The sequence below is a fragment of the Streptomyces sp. NPDC090025 genome (assembly GCF_044748125.1).
Taxonomy (GTDB): Bacteria; Actinomycetota; Actinomycetes; order Streptomycetales; family Streptomycetaceae; genus Streptomyces.
In genome coordinates, this window is the sequence record NZ_JBIVFL010000002.1 from 551,358 (window position 1) to 567,451 (window position 16,094).

Here is a 16,094-nt window from a genome sequence, read left to right on the forward strand (position 1 = left end):
ATGAACGACGTGCGCGTTCTTCCCGCGTCACCCGATCAGCTCATCCGCGGACGCGCCGCTTCCGAGCGCTCAGCTCATCCGCAGCGCCAGGAAGAAGTCGAGCTTGTCCTCCAGCCGGGACAGGTCCCGCGCCGTCAGCTGCTCGATCCGCCCCACCCGGTACCGCAGCGTGTTCACGTGCAGGTGCAGCCGGGTCGCGCAGCGGGTCCAGGAGCCGTCGCAGTCGAGGAACGCCTCCAGGGTCGGGATGAGCTCCGCCCGGTGCCGCCGGTCGTAGTCGCGCAGCGGGTCGAGCAGCCGGGCGGTGAAGGCGCGCCGGACGTCGTCGGGCACGAAGGGCAGCAGCAGGACGTGCGAGGCCAGCTCGTGGTGTCCGGCGGCGGCGACCCGGCCGGGCCGGGCGGCGGCGACCCGGCGGGCGTGCCGGGCCTCCTCCAGGGCGCCGCGCAGCCCCTCGGCGGAGTGCACGGCGGCGCTGACGCCGAGGGTGAGCCTGCCGTCCTCGGCGAGGCCCGCGGAGAGCGGGGAGCGGACGGTGCCGAGCAGCGCGTCGGCGTGCAGGCCGAGCGCGACGGTCGGGGTCTCGTCCTCGCTGTCGGGCAGCGGCGCGGTGGCGGCGAGCGGGACGAGCGCGATGGCCTCGTCGCCGCTGTGGGCGACGGCGATCCGGTCGGCGGACTCGGCCCCGGAGGCGGCGGGGTCGACCAGGATCTCCTCCAGGAGGGCCTGGGCGACGGGGCCGCTGTCGACGGCGTGCTGGCCGGGCTCCTGCTCCCACTCGACCCGGGCGACGACGACCTGCCAGTGCGGGGCGGTGCCGAGGCCGGGCAGCAGGACCGGTGCGGCGACCCGCAGGCGGGCGGCGATCTCGGCGGGCGCGGCGCCCGTCTGGACCAGCTCCAGGACCTCCTGGGCAAGTCTGCGCCGTACCGTACGGGCGGCGTCGCGCCGGTCGCGTTCGACGGCGATCAGCTGGGTGACGCCCTGGAGCAGGTCGAGCCGGGCGGCGGGCCAGTCCCCGGCGTCGGCCTCGACGGCGAGCAGCCAGTCGGAGAGCACGGTCTCGCGGACGTCGCGGGTCGCGGGCGGGGTGCCGCGGCCGGTGTTGCGGATCGGGAACAGGGAGTAGGTGGTTCCACCGAGCGAGACCCGGTGCGGGCCGCGGCGGCCGGTGCGGGTGGCGGCGAGGTGCTCACCCGCCAGGGAGGCCGCGAGGGAGGGCTCCAGGGGGTCGCCGGCCCCGGCGATCCGGCGACCGGTGGGGGAGAGCACCCAGGCCCGAAGGTCCAGGTCGGAGCCGAGCAGGTCGAGGACGACCTCGGGGCCGCCGCCCGCCGGGCCCGAGGTCATCAGACGCCGGTGGCGGTCGACGACGGCGGCCAGGTCGCCCGCTCGCTCACCGGACACCTGTCGAACAACATGTTCGGTGATCGTCGCGAATGCAACGGACTCGTTGACCGCGAAGAGGGGCAGCCGATGGCGAGAACACGCCTGTACGAGATCGTCCGGGATGTCGCCGAGCTCGGCCTCGCCGGCCGCCAGGGCGGCCACTCCCGCCGTCGCCAGGATGCGGACGAACGGCTCCGCGTCGGCCGGTTCGCGCAGCCACGCCAGGCCGGTGAGAACCAGCTCGCCGCCCGACAGATAGCGGCTCGGGTCCTTCAGGTCCGTGGTCATCACGCCACGGACGGTGCGGTCCAGCTCGTCGTCGCCGCCGAGCAGGCGCAGCCCGAGCGCGTCGTTCTCCAGCAGTGCGCGCAGCCGCATGATCTCGCCGCCGTTCCTTCTCTAAAGGTGTCGCGTTGTGGTCGGTGGCGTGGTGCCACCGTTTCCAGGGGAAAACGGAGAGGTGCGTGTTCCCCGTCTTTCGTTCGAATCTACAAGACGACGATGGCCGCCAGCCAACTCCTTCATGTTTTCGGTGACTGCACCGGGACCATCCGGGCTTGTGTACTAGGCCACACACACCGCGTTAACAGCACATGAAGAGATCGTCGAGGGCCGTCCGCCCCCTTTGGCCCGTACGAACGACCCCTGATCACCCCTGATCACCCGAAGCACAAGAAGAGAGCCACCATGGACTTCCTTCGCCCCGCCAGCTGGGAGGAGGCGCTCGCCGCCAAGGCCGAGCACCCCACGGCCGTGCCGATCGCCGGCGGTACGGACATCATGGTCGAGATCAACTTCGACCACCGGCGTCCCGAGTACCTGCTGGACCTGAACCGCGTCGAGCTGCTGCGCGACTGGGAGATCGGTGAGGAGAGCGTCCGGCTCGGCGCCTCCGTCCCGTACACCCAGATCATGGAGAACCTGCGCGCCGAGCTGCCCGGTCTGGCGCTCGCGTCGCACACCGTGGCCTCCCCGCAGATCCGCAACCGCGGCGGTGTCGGCGGCAACCTGGGCACCGCGTCCCCGGCCGGTGACGCCCACCCCGCGCTGCTCGCGGCGGGCGCCGAGGTCGAGGTCGAGTCCGTGCGCGGCAGCCGGCTCATCCCGATCGACGAGTTCTACAAGGGCGTGAAGCGCAACGCGCTGGAGCCCGACGAGCTGATCAAGACCGTCCACGTGAAGAAGGCGGACGGCCCGCAGCAGTACTCCAAGGTCGGCACCCGCAACGCGATGGTCATCGCGGTCTGCGCGTTCGGTCTGGCGCTGCACCCGGAGACCCGCACCGTGCGGACCGGCATCGGCTCCGCCGCCCCCACCCCGATCCGCGCCAAGGAGGCCGAGGCGTTCTTGAACGCGGCCCTGGAAGAGGGCGGTTTCTGGGAGAGCGGCAAGATCATCACCCCGTCGATCGCGAAGCAGTTCGCCGACCTCTGCTCGGGCGCCGCGAACCCCATCGACGACGTCCGGGGCACCGCCAAGTACCGCCGCCACGCGGTCGGCATCATGGCTCGCCGCCAGCTCGGCTGGACCTGGGAGCAGTACCGCGGCACCGGCCGCACGCTTGAGGGAGCTGCATAACCATGCGCGTCAATTTCACGGTCAACGGTCGTCCGCAGGAAGCCGACGACGTCTGGGAGGGCGAGTCGCTCCTCTACGTGCTGCGTGAGCGGATGGGCCTGCCCGGCTCCAAGAACGCCTGCGAGCAGGGCGAGTGCGGCTCCTGCACGGTCCGTCTCGACGGCGTGCCGGTCTGTTCCTGTCTGGTCGCGGCCGGTCAGGTCGAGGGCCGCGACGTCGTCACCGTCGAGGGTCTCGCCGACTTCGCCAAGCAGCGCGAGGAGCACGGCCACGGCGGCGCGTGCGGCACCGGCGCCTGCGGCGGCGGCACCACCCTCGACGCCGCGAAGCGCTGGCAGGCCAAGCCCGGCCAGGACTCGCAGACCGGCGAGGGTGTCGAACTCTCCTCCATCCAGCAGGCGTTCATCGACGCGGGCGCCGTCCAGTGCGGCTTCTGCACCCCCGGACTGCTGATCGCCGCCGACGAGCTCCTGGAGCGCAACGGCGACCCGTCCGACCAGGACATCCGCGAGGCCCTCTCCGGCAACCTCTGCCGCTGCACGGGCTACGAGAAGATCCTCGACGCGGTCCGCCTCGCGGCCGCTCGCCAGGATCGTCAGGAAGAGGCGGTCTGACGATGGCCCAGAACACGCGCACCGTTCCGGCGGGCACCCCGACCAACGTCACCCAGAACCACAACCAGGGCGGCATCGGCGCGTCCACGCTGCGCCCCGACGGCACCCTCAAGGTGACCGGCGAGTTCGCCTACTCCTCGGACATGTGGCACGAGGACATGCTGTGGGGCCAGACCCTGCGGTCCACCGTCGCCCACGCCGAGATCGTCTCCATGGACATCTCCGAGGCCGTCGCGATGTCCGGCGTCTACGCCGTGCTGACCTACGACGACCTGCCGACCGAGGTGAAGAACTACGGTCTGGAGATCCAGGACACCCCGGTCCTGGCCAACGGCAAGGTCCGCCACCACGGCGAGCCGGTGGCGCTGGTCGCCGCCGACCACCCGGAGACCGCCCGCCGCGCCGCCGCCAAGATCAAGATCGAGTACCGCGAGCTGCCCGTCGTCACCGACGAGGCGTCCGCGCTCGCCCCGGACGCGCCGCTGATCCACGAGGGCCGCGACGACCACCACGCCGGTCACGTACCGCACCCGAACATCGTGCACCGCCAGCCGATCTTCCGCGGCAACGTGGACGAGGCCCGCAAGCGCGCCGACGTCATCGTCGAGGGCGAGTACGTCTTCGGCATGCAGGACCAGGCGTTCCTCGGCCCGGAGTCCGGACTCGCGGTGCCCGCCGAGGACGGCGGTGTCGACCTCTACGTCGCCACCCAGTGGCTGCACTCGGACCTCAAGCAGATCGCCCCGGTCCTCGGCCTGCCCGAGGAGAAGGTCCGGATGACGCTCTCCGGCGTCGGCGGTGCCTTCGGCGGCCGCGAGGACATCTCGATGCAGATCCACGCCTGCCTGCTCGCGCTGCGCACCGGCAAGCCGGTCAAGATCGTCTACAACCGCTTCGAGTCCTTCTTCGGCCATGTGCACCGCCACCCGGCGAAGCTGCACTACGAGCACGGCGCCACCAAGGACGGCAAGCTCACCCACCTCAAGGCGCGGATCGTGCTGGACGGCGGCGCCTACGCCTCCGCCTCGCCCGCCGTCGTCGGCAACGCCTCCTCGCTCGGCGCCGGCCCCTACGTGGTCGACGACGTCGAGATCGAGGCGGTCGCGCTCTACACCAACAACCCGCCCTGCGGCGCGATGCGCGGCTTCGGCGCGGTCCAGGCGTGCTTCGCGTACGAGGCGCAGATGGACAAGCTGGCGGCCAAGCTGGGCATGGACCCGGTGGAGTTCCGCCAGATCAACGCCATGGAGCAGGGCACCCTGATGCCCACGGGCCAGGTCGTGGACTCGCCCGCGCCGGTCGCCGAGCTGCTGCGCCGGGTCAAGGCCCGTCCGATGCCGCCGGAGCGCCAGTGGGAGAGCGCCGGTGAGAGCGCGGACGTCCGCGCGCTGCCCGGCGGTCTGTCGAACACCACCCACGGCGAGGGCGTCGTCCGCGGCGTCGGCTACGCGGTCGGCATCAAGAACGTCGGCTTCTCCGAGGGCTTCGACGACTACTCCACCGCCCGCGTGGTGCTCCAGGTCATCAACGGCGAGCCGGTCGCCATGGTCCACACGGCCATGGCCGAGGTCGGCCAGGGCGGTGTCACCGTGCACGCCCAGATCGCCCGCACGGAGCTCGGCGTCACCCAGGTGACCATCCACCCGGCCGACACCCAGGTCGGCTCCGCCGGTTCGACGTCCGCCTCCCGGCAGACGTACATGACCGGTGGCGCGGTGAAGAACACCTGTGAGGCCGTCCGCGAGCGGGTCCTGGAGATCGGCCGCCGCAAGAACGGCTCGTACCACCCCGCCTGGGCCACCGCCGAGCTGCTCCTGGAGGGCGGCAAGGTCGTGACCGACGGCGGCGAGGTGCTGGCCGAGCTGGCCGACATCCTGGAGGGCGAGGAGCCGGTCGACATCGAGCTCGAGTTCCGCCACCGTCCGACCGTCCCGTTCGACCTGCGTACGGGTCAGGGCGACGGCCACGTCCAGTACACGTTCGCCGCGCACCGCGCGGTGGTCGAGGTGGACACCGAGCTCGGCCTCGTCAAGGTCGTCGAGCTGGCCACCGCCCAGGACGTCGGCAAGGCGCTGAACCCGCTCTCGGTGGTCGGCCAGATCCAGGGCGGCACCACCCAGGGCCTCGGCGTCGCGGTGATGGAAGAGATCATCGTCGACCCGAAGACCGCGAAGGTGCGCAACCCCTCCTTCACGGACTACCTGATCCCCACGATCCTCGACACCCCGACCATCCCGGTCGACGTGCTCGAACTCGCCGACCCCAAGGCGCCGTACGGCCTGCGGGGACTCGGCGAGGCCCCGACCCTCTCGTCCACCCCGGCCGTCCTCGCGGCGATCCGGGCGGCGACGGGCCTGGAGCTCAACAAGACGCCGGTCCGCCCCGAGGCGCTCACCGGCACCCTGTAGGACCTCCCCGGACGGTGCGGGTTCCGCTGCCCGCACCGTCCGGGAACCCCCCCCATGCACCACCAGCAATATCGGCACCACCAGCAGTACGGAGCACCACCAGAAACACCAGAAACACAAGCACCACCAGAAACATGGCAGTACCGCACACGCAGTATCGATTCACCCGTTCGTCTCGGGCCGTCCCCCGGGTCGTGCAGCCAAACAGAGTTCCCAAATCCCGCAGTCCCAGTGATCCATGCGGGTGCCCCTTTGAACCTTGGGAGTAGGCCCCATGACCCAGTCGTCTGTGGAGCCCAAGACCACGGCCGAGGACGCGGGCAACGGCTCGCGCAACCCCGCCGGCAGATCTTGGCTCGACCGGTACTTTCACATCTCCGAGAGAGGATCCACCGTCGCGACGGAGATCCGCGGCGGCGTCACCACCTTCATGGCGATGGCGTACATTCTCCTGCTCAACCCCCTGATCCTCTCCGGCAAGGATGTGGACGGCAACGTCCTCAGCCAGCCCGCGCTGATCACCGCCACCGCGCTCTGCGCGGCGGCCACCACCCTGCTGATGGGCTTCTGGGGCAAGGTGCCGCTGGCCCTCGCCGCGGGGCTCAGCGTCTCCGGCGTGATGGCCTCCCAGGTCGTCCCCGTCATGACCTGGCCGCAGGCCATGGGCATGTCGGTCGCCTACGGCGCCGTGATCTGTCTCCTGGTCGTCACCGGCCTGCGAGAGATGATCATGAACGCGATCCCCCTCGCGCTCAAGCACGCCATCACCATCGGCATCGGCCTCTTCATCGCCATCATCGGCTTCGTGAAGGCCGGCTTCGTCCACGAGAACCCCGCCCCCGGCGGCGGCCCCGTGGCCCTCGGCCCGGCCGGTGAGCTCGAAGGCTGGCCCGTACTGATCTTCGCGGTCACCCTGCTGCTGATCTTCGCCCTGCAGTCGCGCAACATCCCCGGCGCGATCCTCATCGGCATCGTCACCGGCACCGTCATCGCCGCCATCCTCAACGCGGTCGCCGACATCCCGGCCAAGGCGTGGTTCTCCGGCGCCCCCGAGCTGCACGGCAGCGCCGTCTCCGCCCCGGACTTCAGCCTCATCGGGCATGTGTCCTTCAGCGGCTGGGGCGACGTCGGCTACATCACCGTCACCATGATCGTCTTCACCCTGGTGCTCGCCGGCTTCTTCGACGCCATGGCCACCATCCTGGGCGTCGGCACCGAGGCCAAGCTCGCCGACGACAAGGGCCGGATGCCCGGCCTGTCCAAGGCGCTGTTCATCGACGGCGCGGGCGGCATCCTCGGCGGCGCCGGCGGCGCCTCCGGCCAGACGGTCTTCGTCGAGTCCGCCACCGGCGTCGGCGAAGGCGCCCGCACCGGCCTCGCCTCGGTCGTCACCGGCGGCTTCTTCGCCCTCTGCCTCTTCTTCACGCCGCTGACAGCGATCGTGCCGCAGGAGGTCGCCGCCGCGGCCCTGGTCGTCATCGGCTCGATGATGATGCAGAACGCCAAGCACGTCGACTGGAGCGACCGCTCCGTCGCGATCCCGGTGTTCCTCACCGTGGTCCTGATGCCCTTCACGTACACCATCACCACCGGTGTCGCGGCGGGTGTGATCTCCTACGCGGTGATCAAGACCGCGCAGGGCAAGGCGAGGGAGGTCGGCGGCTTCATGTGGGCCCTGACCGTGGTCTTCGTCGTCTACTTCGCCATCCACCCGATCGAGAGCTGGCTCGGCGTCGGCTGAGGCCGACCCTGAACCGCGCTCTCCACACATCCTCAGGGAGTTCGAGATGCTGGACATCGCCGAAGAGCTGCACCGGTGGGTCGAGCAGGGACGCGACTTCGCCGTGGCCACCGTGGTGGCCGTCGGCGGCAGCGCGCCCCGGCAGCCGGGCGCCGCGCTCGCCGTCGACAGCGACGGCACGGCGATCGGATCCGTCTCCGGCGGATGTGTGGAGGGCGCGGTGTACGAACTGTGCCAACAGGCCCTCGAAGACGGCCGTACGGTCGTCGAGCGCTTCGGCTACAGCGACGAGGACGCCTTCGCGGTCGGTCTGACCTGCGGCGGCATCATCGACATCCTCGTCACCCCGGTCCGCGGCGGGGTCTTCCCCGCCGCGCTCGCCGCCGCCGTCTCCGGCGAGGCGGCCGCCCTGGCCCGGATCGTCGAAGGCCCCGACGACCTGCTGGGCCGGGCCCTCCTGGTCCACCCCGACGGCTCGTACGAGGGCGGGCTCGGCGGCCACCCCGAGCTGGACCGCACCGCGGCCGGCGAGGCCCGCGCCATGCTCGACGCCGGACGCACCGGCACCGTGGAGATCGGCGCCGACGGCAGCCGCTGCGGACAGCCGATCAGCCTGCTCGTCGAGTCCTCGGTCCCCGCCCCCCGCATGATCGTCTTCGGCGCCATCGACTTCGCCGCCGCCCTCGTCCGGGTCGGCAAGTTCCTCGGCTACCACGTCACCGTCTGCGACGCCCGGCCGGTGTTCGCCACCAAGGCCCGCTTCCCCGAGGCCGACGACATCGTCGTCGGCTGGCCGCACCGCTACCTCGCCGCCGAGGCCGACGCGGACCGCCTCGACGGCCGGACCGTGCTGTGCGTGCTCACCCACGACGCCAAGTTCGACGTGCCGCTGATCCAGGCCGCCCTCAAGCTTCCCGTCGCCTACATCGGCGCGATGGGCTCCCGCCGCACCCACGAGGACCGCAACAAGCGGCTCCGCGAGGTCGGCGTCACCGAGATCGAACTCACCCGGCTGCGCTCGCCGATCGGTCTCGACCTCGGCGCCCGCACCCCGGAGGAGACCGCCCTGTCGATCGGCGCGGAGATCGTCGCCAACCGCCGCGGCGGCACCGGCACCTCGCTGACCGGCGCCCACACCCCGATCCACCACGACGGCCCCCGCGAACCGCTCGGCCGGATCGGCTCCGTGGCCTGAACTCCCCGGGCCCGACACCTCTGTTCAGAGCGCGAGACCACGCAGCCGGGCGCAGGCCGCCGCCTCCGTCGGGTCCGTACCGGCCGGGTGGTGCGCGCCCCGCTCGTACACCCCGGTCTCCCAGCCGGTGCCGTCCGGCGCCCGGCGCAGATAGACGAAGTCCGGTGGTGTGGGCGCCGGTTCATGGACGCCCTCGATCCAGTACTGCTCGTCCGGCACTCCGGCCTCCCGGAGTGCCGCGGCGAGCAGTTCGCGTTCCGGCACGGCACCGGCGGGCGGTGTCACCCCGGCGGTCACGCGGGGACGCGCGCCAAGTAGCCGTTGTCGAGGAGCCACTTGACGTTGAGCCGCTGCCCCTCGCCCGGGTTCAGGAAGACCGCGTCGAGCTTGATCTGACGGCCGCCGCCGGGCTGCTCGAACCAGGGCGCGATGGACCCCTCCCAGACGACGAAGCGCCGGGTCACCTCGTACAGGTGGTAGTCGCAAGGGAAGGCCGCGTCACGGGTGTTGAGGTTCTGCGGCGGCAGCGCCCGCTTCGCGTAGGAGTCGCCGGCCGGGGCCAGGTAGCCGCCGTACTCGGAGCCGAAGCGGTCGAGCAGTTCGCCCTCGGCGAGCAGCTCGGGCGACTTGTCGACCTCGCCGTTGACCTCGGCGAAGCCGTCGTTCGGCGGGTACTTCCAGCCGCCGGTGTCCGCCGGGCCCTCCCAGTACTTCGCCAGGAAGGCGGCGGGGGAGAGGCCGCCGGTGCGGTGGTAGTGGTTGACCAGCGGGCCGACCGGCCGCTCCCACTTCTTCGGCAGGAACTTCGGGCCGAGCCGCTTGTCGCCGTGGTACTCGCCGGTGCACTGTTCGTGCCCGGCCTCGATCGTGACCGAGGCCGAGGCCGAGGCCGTGGCCGGGGCGGCGACGGCGGGTGCGGCGGTCAGGGCGGCGGTGACGCCGAGGCCGGCGAGGACGGCCCGGATCCTGAGGGCGGTACGGCTGCGCTCCACGCGGAGGTCTCCTTGCGGGGTACGGGTGGGTCGATGCGCGGCACACGGTAGTGGATCGCTCGCTCACGGTGACCGCACCCCGGCGTGAATCGGCCAATCGGCCCGCGCGGACGCCCCCCGGGGCACCGGTCCGCGCCCCCGTCGCGGCTCAGGCGGGCTGCTCGGTCCTCCGCAGCCCGTGCAGCAGCAGCTCCGCGAGCTGTTCGTACGCGGCGGCGTCGGCGAGTCCGGTCGCCCCGGCGACCTGGCGGCGCTGGATCCGCACCATCACCGAGGCGATGACATCGGCGGCGAAGGCCACGTGCACCTCGCGGAAGACCCCGGCCGCCACACCCTCCTCGATGAGCTGCTGGACCCGTCCCGCGGCGGCCCTGGTGTTGCGCTCGTACACCTCGGCGGCGGGCTCGAAGGCCGCCACGTCGTCGAAGAACTGCGGGGAGACCGGGGCCAGTTCGGCGGCGACCGCGCGCAGATAGGCGGCCAGCCGCTCGGCGGGTCCGGTGGCGGCGGCGAGGACCGCCTCGACCCGGCCGGTGGCGCGCCGGAAGAAGTGCACCACCGCCGCCCTGACCAGCTGCTCCTTGCTGCCCGCGAGGCCGTACAGGGTGCGCTTGGAGCAGCGCAGCCGGGCGGCGAGGTCGTCCAGGGTCAGCTGGGCGAAGCCCTCGCCGACCAGGAGCGCCACCAGGTCCTCGAAGAGCTCGGAGCGCCGTGCGGCGCCGCGGCCCGTGTGGCGGGGGACGTCGGTGGAGGTTTCGATCACCTGAACAGTATGCCGGTGCACTCCTGCGCGGGGTTGTGCTCACACCCCGTTCCGCTACGCTAACCGGTACTGCGGTACCCCTCGCAGTACCGTTTCACGGACCTGCCCACAGCATCGCCTGTGTCCTGATGGAGTCGCCATGGATGTCGACCGCCTGCTTCCCACCCCCGAGGCAGCCGACCTCATCGCCCTCGTGCGGGAGATCGCCGACAAGGAGCTGGCGCCCCGGGTCGACCGGCACGAGGCCGCCGAGACGTACCCCGAGGGGCTCTTCGCGACGCTCGGCGAGGCCGGGCTGCTCGGTCTGCCGTACCCCGAGGAGCACGGCGGCGGCGGTCAGCCGTACGAGGTCTACCTCCAGGTCCTGGAGGAGCTGGCCACCCGCTGGGCCGCCGTCGCGGTCGCCACCAGCGTGCACACCCTGGCCTGCCACCCGCTGCACTCCTTCGGCACCGCCGCCCAGCAGGAGCGCTGGCTGCCCGACATGCTGGAGGGCCGCGTGATCGGCGGCTACAGCCTCTCCGAGCCGCAGGCGGGCTCCGACGCCGCCGCGCTCTCCTGCAAGGCCGAGCGCACCGAGGACGGCGACTACCGGGTCACCGGGAACAAGGCGTGGATCACCCACGGCGGCAAGGCCGGCTTCTACTCCCTCTTCGCCCGCACCGGCCCCGGCAGCCACGGCATCTCCTGCTTCCTCGCACCCGGCGAGACCGAGGGCCTGAGCTTCGGCAAGCCCGAGCGGAAGATGGGTCTGCAGGCCGTGCCCACCACCTCCGCGCACTGGGACGGCGCCGTGCTCGAAGCCGACCGGCTGATCGGCGCGGAGGGGCAGGGCCTGCAGATCGCCTTCAGCGCCCTCGACTCCGGCCGCCTCGGCATCGCCGCCTGCGCGACCGGCCTCGCCCAGGCCGCCCTGAACTCCGCCGTCGACTACGCCAACCAGCGCACCACCTTCGGCCGGAAGATCATCGACCACCAGGGCCTCGGCTTCCTGCTGGCCGACATGGCCGCCGCCGTGGACGCGGCCCGTGCCACCTGTCTGGACGCGGCCCGCCGCCGCGACCTCGGCCGCCCGTTCAGCCGCCAGGCGAGCGCGGCCAAGCTGATCGCCACCGACGCCGCCATGAAGGTCACCACGGACGCCGTCCAGGTCCTCGGCGGCTACGGCTACACCCGGGACTTCCCGGTCGAGCGCTACATGCGCGAGGCCAAGATCATGCAGATCTTCGAGGGCACCAACCAGATCCAGCGGCTCGTCATCAGCCGCCAGCTCACCCAGGCGGACGCGTAGGGCGGGATCCCCGCCCGGAGGACCACCGCCCGGAGCGCCACCGCACGGCCGTACCCACACGAATGAGGAGTTCCATGGACATCGCCGGATCCGCCGCCCTCGTCACCGGGGCCGCTTCCGGGCTCGGTGCCGCCACCGCCGCCGCGCTCGCCGCCCGGGGTGCCACGGTCTACGGGCTCGACCTGGACAAGGCCGTCGCCGGGGCCGGCGCACCCCCGGCCGGGGTCACCCTGCTGGCCGCCGACGTCACCGACGAGGAGCAGGTGGCGGCGGCGCTGGCCCGGATCGAGGCGGACGGCGGCGCGCTGCGGCTCGCGGTCAACTGCGCCGGGATCGCGCCCTCCGCCCGGATCCTGGGCCGCAAGGGCCCGCACGACCTGGAGCTGTTCCGTACCGTCCTGAACGTCAATCTGCTCGGCACCTTCAATGTGATGCGGCTGGCCGCCGAGGTGATCGCCCGGCAGGAGGCCGACGAGCACGGCCAGCGCGGTCTCGTCGTCAACACCGCCTCCATCGCCGCCTTCGAGGGCCAGGTCGGGCAGATCGCGTACGCCGCCTCCAAGGCGGGCGTCGCCGGGATGACCGTGACCGCCGCCCGTGACCTCGCCCAGTTCGGCATCCGCGTGGTCACCGTCGCCCCGGGCATCGTGGACACCCCGATGATGGCCGGATTCGGCGAGGAGGTGCGCGCCGGGCTCGCCGCCACCGTCACCTTCCCGCAGCGGCTCGCCCGCCCGGAGGAGTACGCCCGCCTGGTCACGATGATCGCGGAGCACGACTACCTCAACGGCGAGACCATCCGGATGGACGGCGCGCTGCGGATGGCCGCCCGCTGAGCCGGGGCGGGCGGGGGCGACAGCCCGTACCCCGCCCGCATGGCACCTAGTGCCGTCGTGGGAGGGACCGGAGTGCAAAGGGGTGCTAGGTTCGGGGGATGAGCGCCCACCCCGCCAAGCCCTCGATGCGCGACTCCCTCGTCGCGGCGGCCTTCCAGCTCTTCCTGGAGCGCGGCTACGAGCAGACGACGATCGACGACATCGTCCGCACCGCGGGGGTCGGCCGGCGGTCCTTCTTCCGGTACTTCCCGTCCAAGGAGGACGTGGTCTTCCCCGACCACGAGCAGTGCCTCGCCGACATGACCGAGTTCCTGGCCGCGAGCGCCGACACCGACGACCCGCTGGTCCGGGTCTGCGACGCGGCCCGGCTGGTGATGCGGATGTACGCCGAGAACCCCACCTTCTCGGTCCAGCGCTACCGCCTCACCCGCGAGGTCACCGGGCTGCGCACGTACGAGCTCTCGGTCGTCTGGCGGTACGAGAAGACCCTCGGCGACTATCTCCGCACCCGGTTCGCCGACCGCCGCGACGGCACCCTGCGGGCCAACGTGGTGGCCGCGGCCGTGGTCGCCGCGCACAACCACGCGCTGCGCCACTGGCTGCGCTCCGGCGGCGAGGGCGACCCGCTGGCCGAGGTGGACCGGGCGCTCGAGTTCGTCCGCGGGACCTGGCACCCGGACGCGGCTCCGGCCGGGGCGGCGGGGGAGCCGGACGAGCCGGACGACGTCGTGGTGGTCATCGCCAAGCGGTCCACCCCGATGTGGCGGGTGGTGCGCGAGGTGGAGGCGAGCCTCGGCGACGGCTGAGAGACCTCCAGGGATCTCAGTATCGTCAAATGAGGGAACTCGGGTCTTTATTTACTGGCACTCAGTGCCATATGTTCTCCCTGCACGGGTCGACGCACGGTCGACGCACGGTCGAGCCGCCGAGTGCAAGGAGAAGCATCGTGTTCCCCACCGGATCCACCGGCCTGCGTCACGCGGCCGGTACCGCCCTGGCCGACGAGCCGGCCGTCGAGCCCGTACTCCACTACCAGAGCTGCCGCTGGTGCGCGACGACCACCTTCCAGCGCCTGCTCTGCCCCACCTGCGGATCGACCGATCTGCACGCCGAACTCAGCGCGGGCGAGGGCGTGATCTCGGTGCGCCGGGCCTTCACGGCGGCCCAGGCCGACCTCTGGCCGGTGCACATGGCCGAGGGCTTCGTGGTCCGCTGCCGGGTCGAGGGGCCGCCGCACGCGGTGCGCCCCGGACTCAAGGTCAGGCTGGCCGACGACGGCGCGGGGCGGGACGGCCGGCCGACCGTGCGGCTGTGCGAGCAGGCCGTGCTCGACGGCTGGTTCTGAGCGCGCGTGACAGGAGGGGCTTGTGGCACTCCGTGCCACAAGCCCCTCCTGTCACCGCGGCCCCATGGTGCCGCGCACCCCTGTCACCGCACCCCTGTCACCGCACCCCTGGCACCGCACGCCCACCGGTCAGCGGGTGCCGATCTCCTCGGTCAGCTGCGGCAGCACCTGGAACAGGTCGCCGACCACGCCGTAGTCCACCAGGTCGAAGATCGGGGCCTCCGGGTCCTTGTTGACCGCGACGATCGTCTTCGAGGTCTGCATGCCCGCCCGGTGCTGGATCGCGCCCGAGATGCCCGCCGCGATGTACAGCTGCGGCGACACCTGCTTGCCGGTCTGGCCCACCTGGTTGGCGTGCGGGTACCAGCCCGCGTCCACCGCGGCCCGCGAGGCGCCGACGGCCGCGCCGAGCGAGTCGGCCAGCCGCTCGACGACCGCGAAGCCCTCGGCGGCACCGACGCCGCGGCCGCCGGAGACGACGATCGCCGATTCGGTCAGCTCCGGGCGCCCGGTGGCGACCCGCGGGGTGCGGGCGACGACCGTGGCCGCGTTGCCGGTGAAGGCCACGGTCACCTCCTCGACCGCGCCCGCGGCCGGAGCGGCCTCCGGGGCCGCCGAGTTGGGCTTGACGGTGATGACCGGCACGCCGCGCGAGACGGTCGAGCGCACCTGGTACGAGGCGGCGAACACCGACTGGGTGGCGATCGGGCCGCTCTCCCCGGCCTCCAGCTCCACCGCGTCCGTGATCAGACCGGAGCCGAGCCGCAGCGCCACCCGCGCCGCGACCTCCTTGCCCTCGCCGGAGGACGTCACCAGGACCGCGGCGACCCCCTTGTCCCGGGCGATCTGGGTGAGCGCGTCGACCTTCGGCACCACCGACCGCTCGGTGAACTCCGGCGCGTCCGCGACGTACACGGTCGCCGCGCCGTACTCGCCGGCCTTCGCCGCGATCGAGGCCGCCGCCCCGCCCGCGCCGAGCACGACCGCGGTGGGCTCGCCGATCCGGCGGGCCAGGGTGAGCAGTTCGAGGGCAGGCTTGCGGACCGCACCGTCGGCGTGGTCCACGAGAACCAGGATCTCCGTCATGATTCCTCGCTCCTGAAGTGGGTTGACGGTGGGTCAGATGAACTTCTGGCCGGACAGGAACGCGGCGAGCCGCTTGCCGCCGTCGCCCTCGTCCGTGACGACCTCGCCCTGGGTACGGGCCGGGCGCGCCGTCGCGGAGTCGACCAGGGTCCACGAGCCGTCGAGCCCGACCGTGTCGGCGTCGATGCCGAGGGCGTCCAGGCCGAGCTTCTCGACCGGCTTCTTCTTGGCGGCCAGGATCCCCTTGAAGGAGGGGTAACGGGCCTCGCCCGACTGGTCGGTGACCGACACCACGGCGGGCAGCGGAGCCCGCAGCCGCTCGCTCGCCGCGTCGCCGTCGCGGCGTCCGGTGACCTCGCCGTCCGCCACGGCGACCTCGGACAGCAGGGTCAGCTGCGGCAGCGCCAGCCGCTCGGCGAGCAGCGCCGGGAGCACGCCCATGGTGCCGTCGGTGGACGCCATGCCGCAGATCACCAGGTCGAACCCGGTGCGCTCAAGGGCCTTGGCGAGGATCGCCGAGGTGCCCATCACGTCGGTGCCGTGGATGGCGTCGTCGCTGACGTGGACGCCCTTGTCGGCGCCCATCGCCAGCGCCTTGCGCAGCGCCGCCACGGCGTCCTCGGGGCCGACCGTCACCACGGTGACCTCGGCACCCTCGGTCGTCCCGGCGATCAGCAGCGCCTGCTCGACCGCGTACTCGTCGAGCTCGGAGAGCAGGCCGTCGACCTCCTCGCGGTCCACGGTGAGGTCGTCGGCGAATCCGCGGTCGCCGGACGCGTCGGGAACGTGCTTCACACAGACGGCGATCCTCAGGGTCACGGCCTGTCTCCTTCCAAGGGATGGCGAGCAAGGGTGA

Annotated in this window: 15 protein-coding genes; 9 read left to right on the forward strand and 6 right to left on the reverse strand. The window is 72.1% G+C overall.

The features are described from left to right. Positions 1–69: 69 nt before the first annotated feature. Positions 70–1,767: a PucR family transcriptional regulator gene (locus ACIPXM_RS08390; protein ID WP_401653291.1), complete on the reverse strand. Its 1,698-nt coding sequence runs from the start codon at positions 1,765–1,767 to the stop codon at positions 70–72. A gap of 309 nt (positions 1,768–2,076) precedes the next feature. On the opposite strand from ACIPXM_RS08390, the gene ACIPXM_RS08395 reads away from it, so the two are divergent. The 5 genes from ACIPXM_RS08395 (at position 2,077) to ACIPXM_RS08415 (ending at position 8,925) form a co-directional block, all read left to right on the forward strand. Then, complete coding sequence (locus tag ACIPXM_RS08395) at positions 2,077–2,967, forward strand: FAD binding domain-containing protein (RefSeq protein WP_401653295.1); 891 nt, start codon at positions 2,077–2,079, stop codon at positions 2,965–2,967. Between the two features lie 2 nt (positions 2,968–2,969). Continuing rightward, complete coding sequence (locus ACIPXM_RS08400) at positions 2,970–3,581, forward strand: (2Fe-2S)-binding protein (RefSeq protein ID WP_401653296.1); 612 nt, start codon at positions 2,970–2,972, stop codon at positions 3,579–3,581. A gap of 2 nt (positions 3,582–3,583) precedes the next feature. After that, positions 3,584–5,989, forward strand: a complete 2,406-nt coding sequence (gene pucD / locus ACIPXM_RS08405; RefSeq protein WP_401653298.1) for a xanthine dehydrogenase subunit D — start codon at positions 3,584–3,586, stop codon at positions 5,987–5,989. A gap of 274 nt (positions 5,990–6,263) precedes the next feature. Beyond that, complete coding sequence (locus ACIPXM_RS08410) at positions 6,264–7,730, forward strand: NCS2 family permease (RefSeq protein ID WP_401653301.1); 1,467 nt, start codon at positions 6,264–6,266, stop codon at positions 7,728–7,730. Positions 7,731–7,776: 46 nt separating this feature from the next. After that, complete coding sequence (locus ACIPXM_RS08415; RefSeq protein ID WP_401653303.1) at positions 7,777–8,925, forward strand: XdhC family protein; 1,149 nt, start codon at positions 7,777–7,779, stop codon at positions 8,923–8,925. Positions 8,926–8,949: 24 nt separating this feature from the next. Here ACIPXM_RS08415 and ACIPXM_RS08420 read toward each other — a convergent pair whose 3' ends face one another. From ACIPXM_RS08420 to ACIPXM_RS08430, 3 genes are all read right to left on the reverse strand, one after another. After that, complete coding sequence (locus ACIPXM_RS08420) at positions 8,950–9,222, reverse strand: hypothetical protein (protein WP_401653304.1); 273 nt, start codon at positions 9,220–9,222, stop codon at positions 8,950–8,952. Then, positions 9,219–9,917: a TNT domain-containing protein gene (locus ACIPXM_RS08425; RefSeq protein ID WP_401653306.1), complete on the reverse strand. Its 699-nt coding sequence runs from the start codon at positions 9,915–9,917 to the stop codon at positions 9,219–9,221. The genes ACIPXM_RS08420 and ACIPXM_RS08425 overlap by 4 nt, the downstream gene beginning before the upstream one ends. Positions 9,918–10,065: 148 nt before the next feature. Beyond that, entirely contained in the window at positions 10,066–10,680 is a 615-nt protein-coding gene (locus tag ACIPXM_RS08430) for a TetR/AcrR family transcriptional regulator (protein ID WP_401653308.1), read from the reverse strand. 139 nt (positions 10,681–10,819) lie between these two features. On the opposite strand from ACIPXM_RS08430, the gene ACIPXM_RS08435 reads away from it, so the two are divergent. From ACIPXM_RS08435 to ACIPXM_RS08450, 4 genes are all read left to right on the forward strand, one after another. Continuing rightward, positions 10,820–11,971: an acyl-CoA dehydrogenase family protein gene (locus tag ACIPXM_RS08435; protein WP_401653311.1), complete on the forward strand. Its 1,152-nt coding sequence runs from the start codon at positions 10,820–10,822 to the stop codon at positions 11,969–11,971. Positions 11,972–12,045: 74 nt separating this feature from the next. Continuing rightward, positions 12,046–12,807 (forward strand): SDR family NAD(P)-dependent oxidoreductase, encoded by a 762-nt coding sequence (locus ACIPXM_RS08440; protein WP_401653313.1) that lies wholly within the window; start codon positions 12,046–12,048, stop codon positions 12,805–12,807. 98 nt (positions 12,808–12,905) lie between these two features. Further along, positions 12,906–13,613: a TetR/AcrR family transcriptional regulator gene (locus ACIPXM_RS08445; protein ID WP_401653315.1), complete on the forward strand. Its 708-nt coding sequence runs from the start codon at positions 12,906–12,908 to the stop codon at positions 13,611–13,613. Positions 13,614–13,753: 140 nt separating this feature from the next. After that, positions 13,754–14,152: a zinc ribbon domain-containing protein gene (locus ACIPXM_RS08450; protein ID WP_401653318.1), complete on the forward strand. Its 399-nt coding sequence runs from the start codon at positions 13,754–13,756 to the stop codon at positions 14,150–14,152. A 129-nt stretch (positions 14,153–14,281) separates the two neighbouring features. On the opposite strand, the gene ACIPXM_RS08455 is transcribed toward ACIPXM_RS08450, so the two are convergent. Both ACIPXM_RS08455 and ACIPXM_RS08460 read right to left on the reverse strand, forming a co-directional pair. Then, positions 14,282–15,238 (reverse strand): electron transfer flavoprotein subunit alpha/FixB family protein, encoded by a 957-nt coding sequence (locus ACIPXM_RS08455; protein ID WP_401653320.1) that lies wholly within the window; start codon positions 15,236–15,238, stop codon positions 14,282–14,284. A 33-nt stretch (positions 15,239–15,271) separates the two neighbouring features. Continuing rightward, entirely contained in the window at positions 15,272–16,057 is a 786-nt protein-coding gene (locus ACIPXM_RS08460) for an electron transfer flavoprotein subunit beta/FixA family protein (RefSeq protein WP_401653322.1), read from the reverse strand. Positions 16,058–16,094: the final 37 nt, after the last annotated feature.

Excerpts from the sequence above, each read along its gene's own strand:
- ACIPXM_RS08395 (WP_401653295.1), top strand. The coding sequence starts at position 2,077 with ATGGACTTCCTTCGCCCCGCCAGCTGGGAGGAGGCGCTCGCCGCCAAG.
- ACIPXM_RS08410 (WP_401653301.1), top strand. The coding sequence starts at position 6,264 with ATGACCCAGTCGTCTGTGGAGCCCAAGACCACGGCCGAGGACGCGGGC.
- ACIPXM_RS08445 (WP_401653315.1), top strand. The coding sequence starts at position 12,906 with ATGAGCGCCCACCCCGCCAAGCCCTCGATGCGCGACTCCCTCGTCGCG.
- ACIPXM_RS08455 (WP_401653320.1), bottom strand. The coding sequence starts at position 15,238 with ATGACGGAGATCCTGGTTCTCGTGGACCACGCCGACGGTGCGGTCCGC.
- pucD (WP_401653298.1), top strand. The coding sequence starts at position 3,584 with ATGGCCCAGAACACGCGCACCGTTCCGGCGGGCACCCCGACCAACGTC.
- ACIPXM_RS08415 (WP_401653303.1), top strand. The coding sequence starts at position 7,777 with ATGCTGGACATCGCCGAAGAGCTGCACCGGTGGGTCGAGCAGGGACGC.
- ACIPXM_RS08440 (WP_401653313.1), top strand. The coding sequence starts at position 12,046 with ATGGACATCGCCGGATCCGCCGCCCTCGTCACCGGGGCCGCTTCCGGG.
- ACIPXM_RS08435 (WP_401653311.1), top strand. The coding sequence starts at position 10,820 with ATGGATGTCGACCGCCTGCTTCCCACCCCCGAGGCAGCCGACCTCATC.
- ACIPXM_RS08400 (WP_401653296.1), top strand. The coding sequence starts at position 2,970 with ATGCGCGTCAATTTCACGGTCAACGGTCGTCCGCAGGAAGCCGACGAC.
- ACIPXM_RS08390 (WP_401653291.1), bottom strand. The coding sequence starts at position 1,767 with ATGCGGCTGCGCGCACTGCTGGAGAACGACGCGCTCGGGCTGCGCCTG.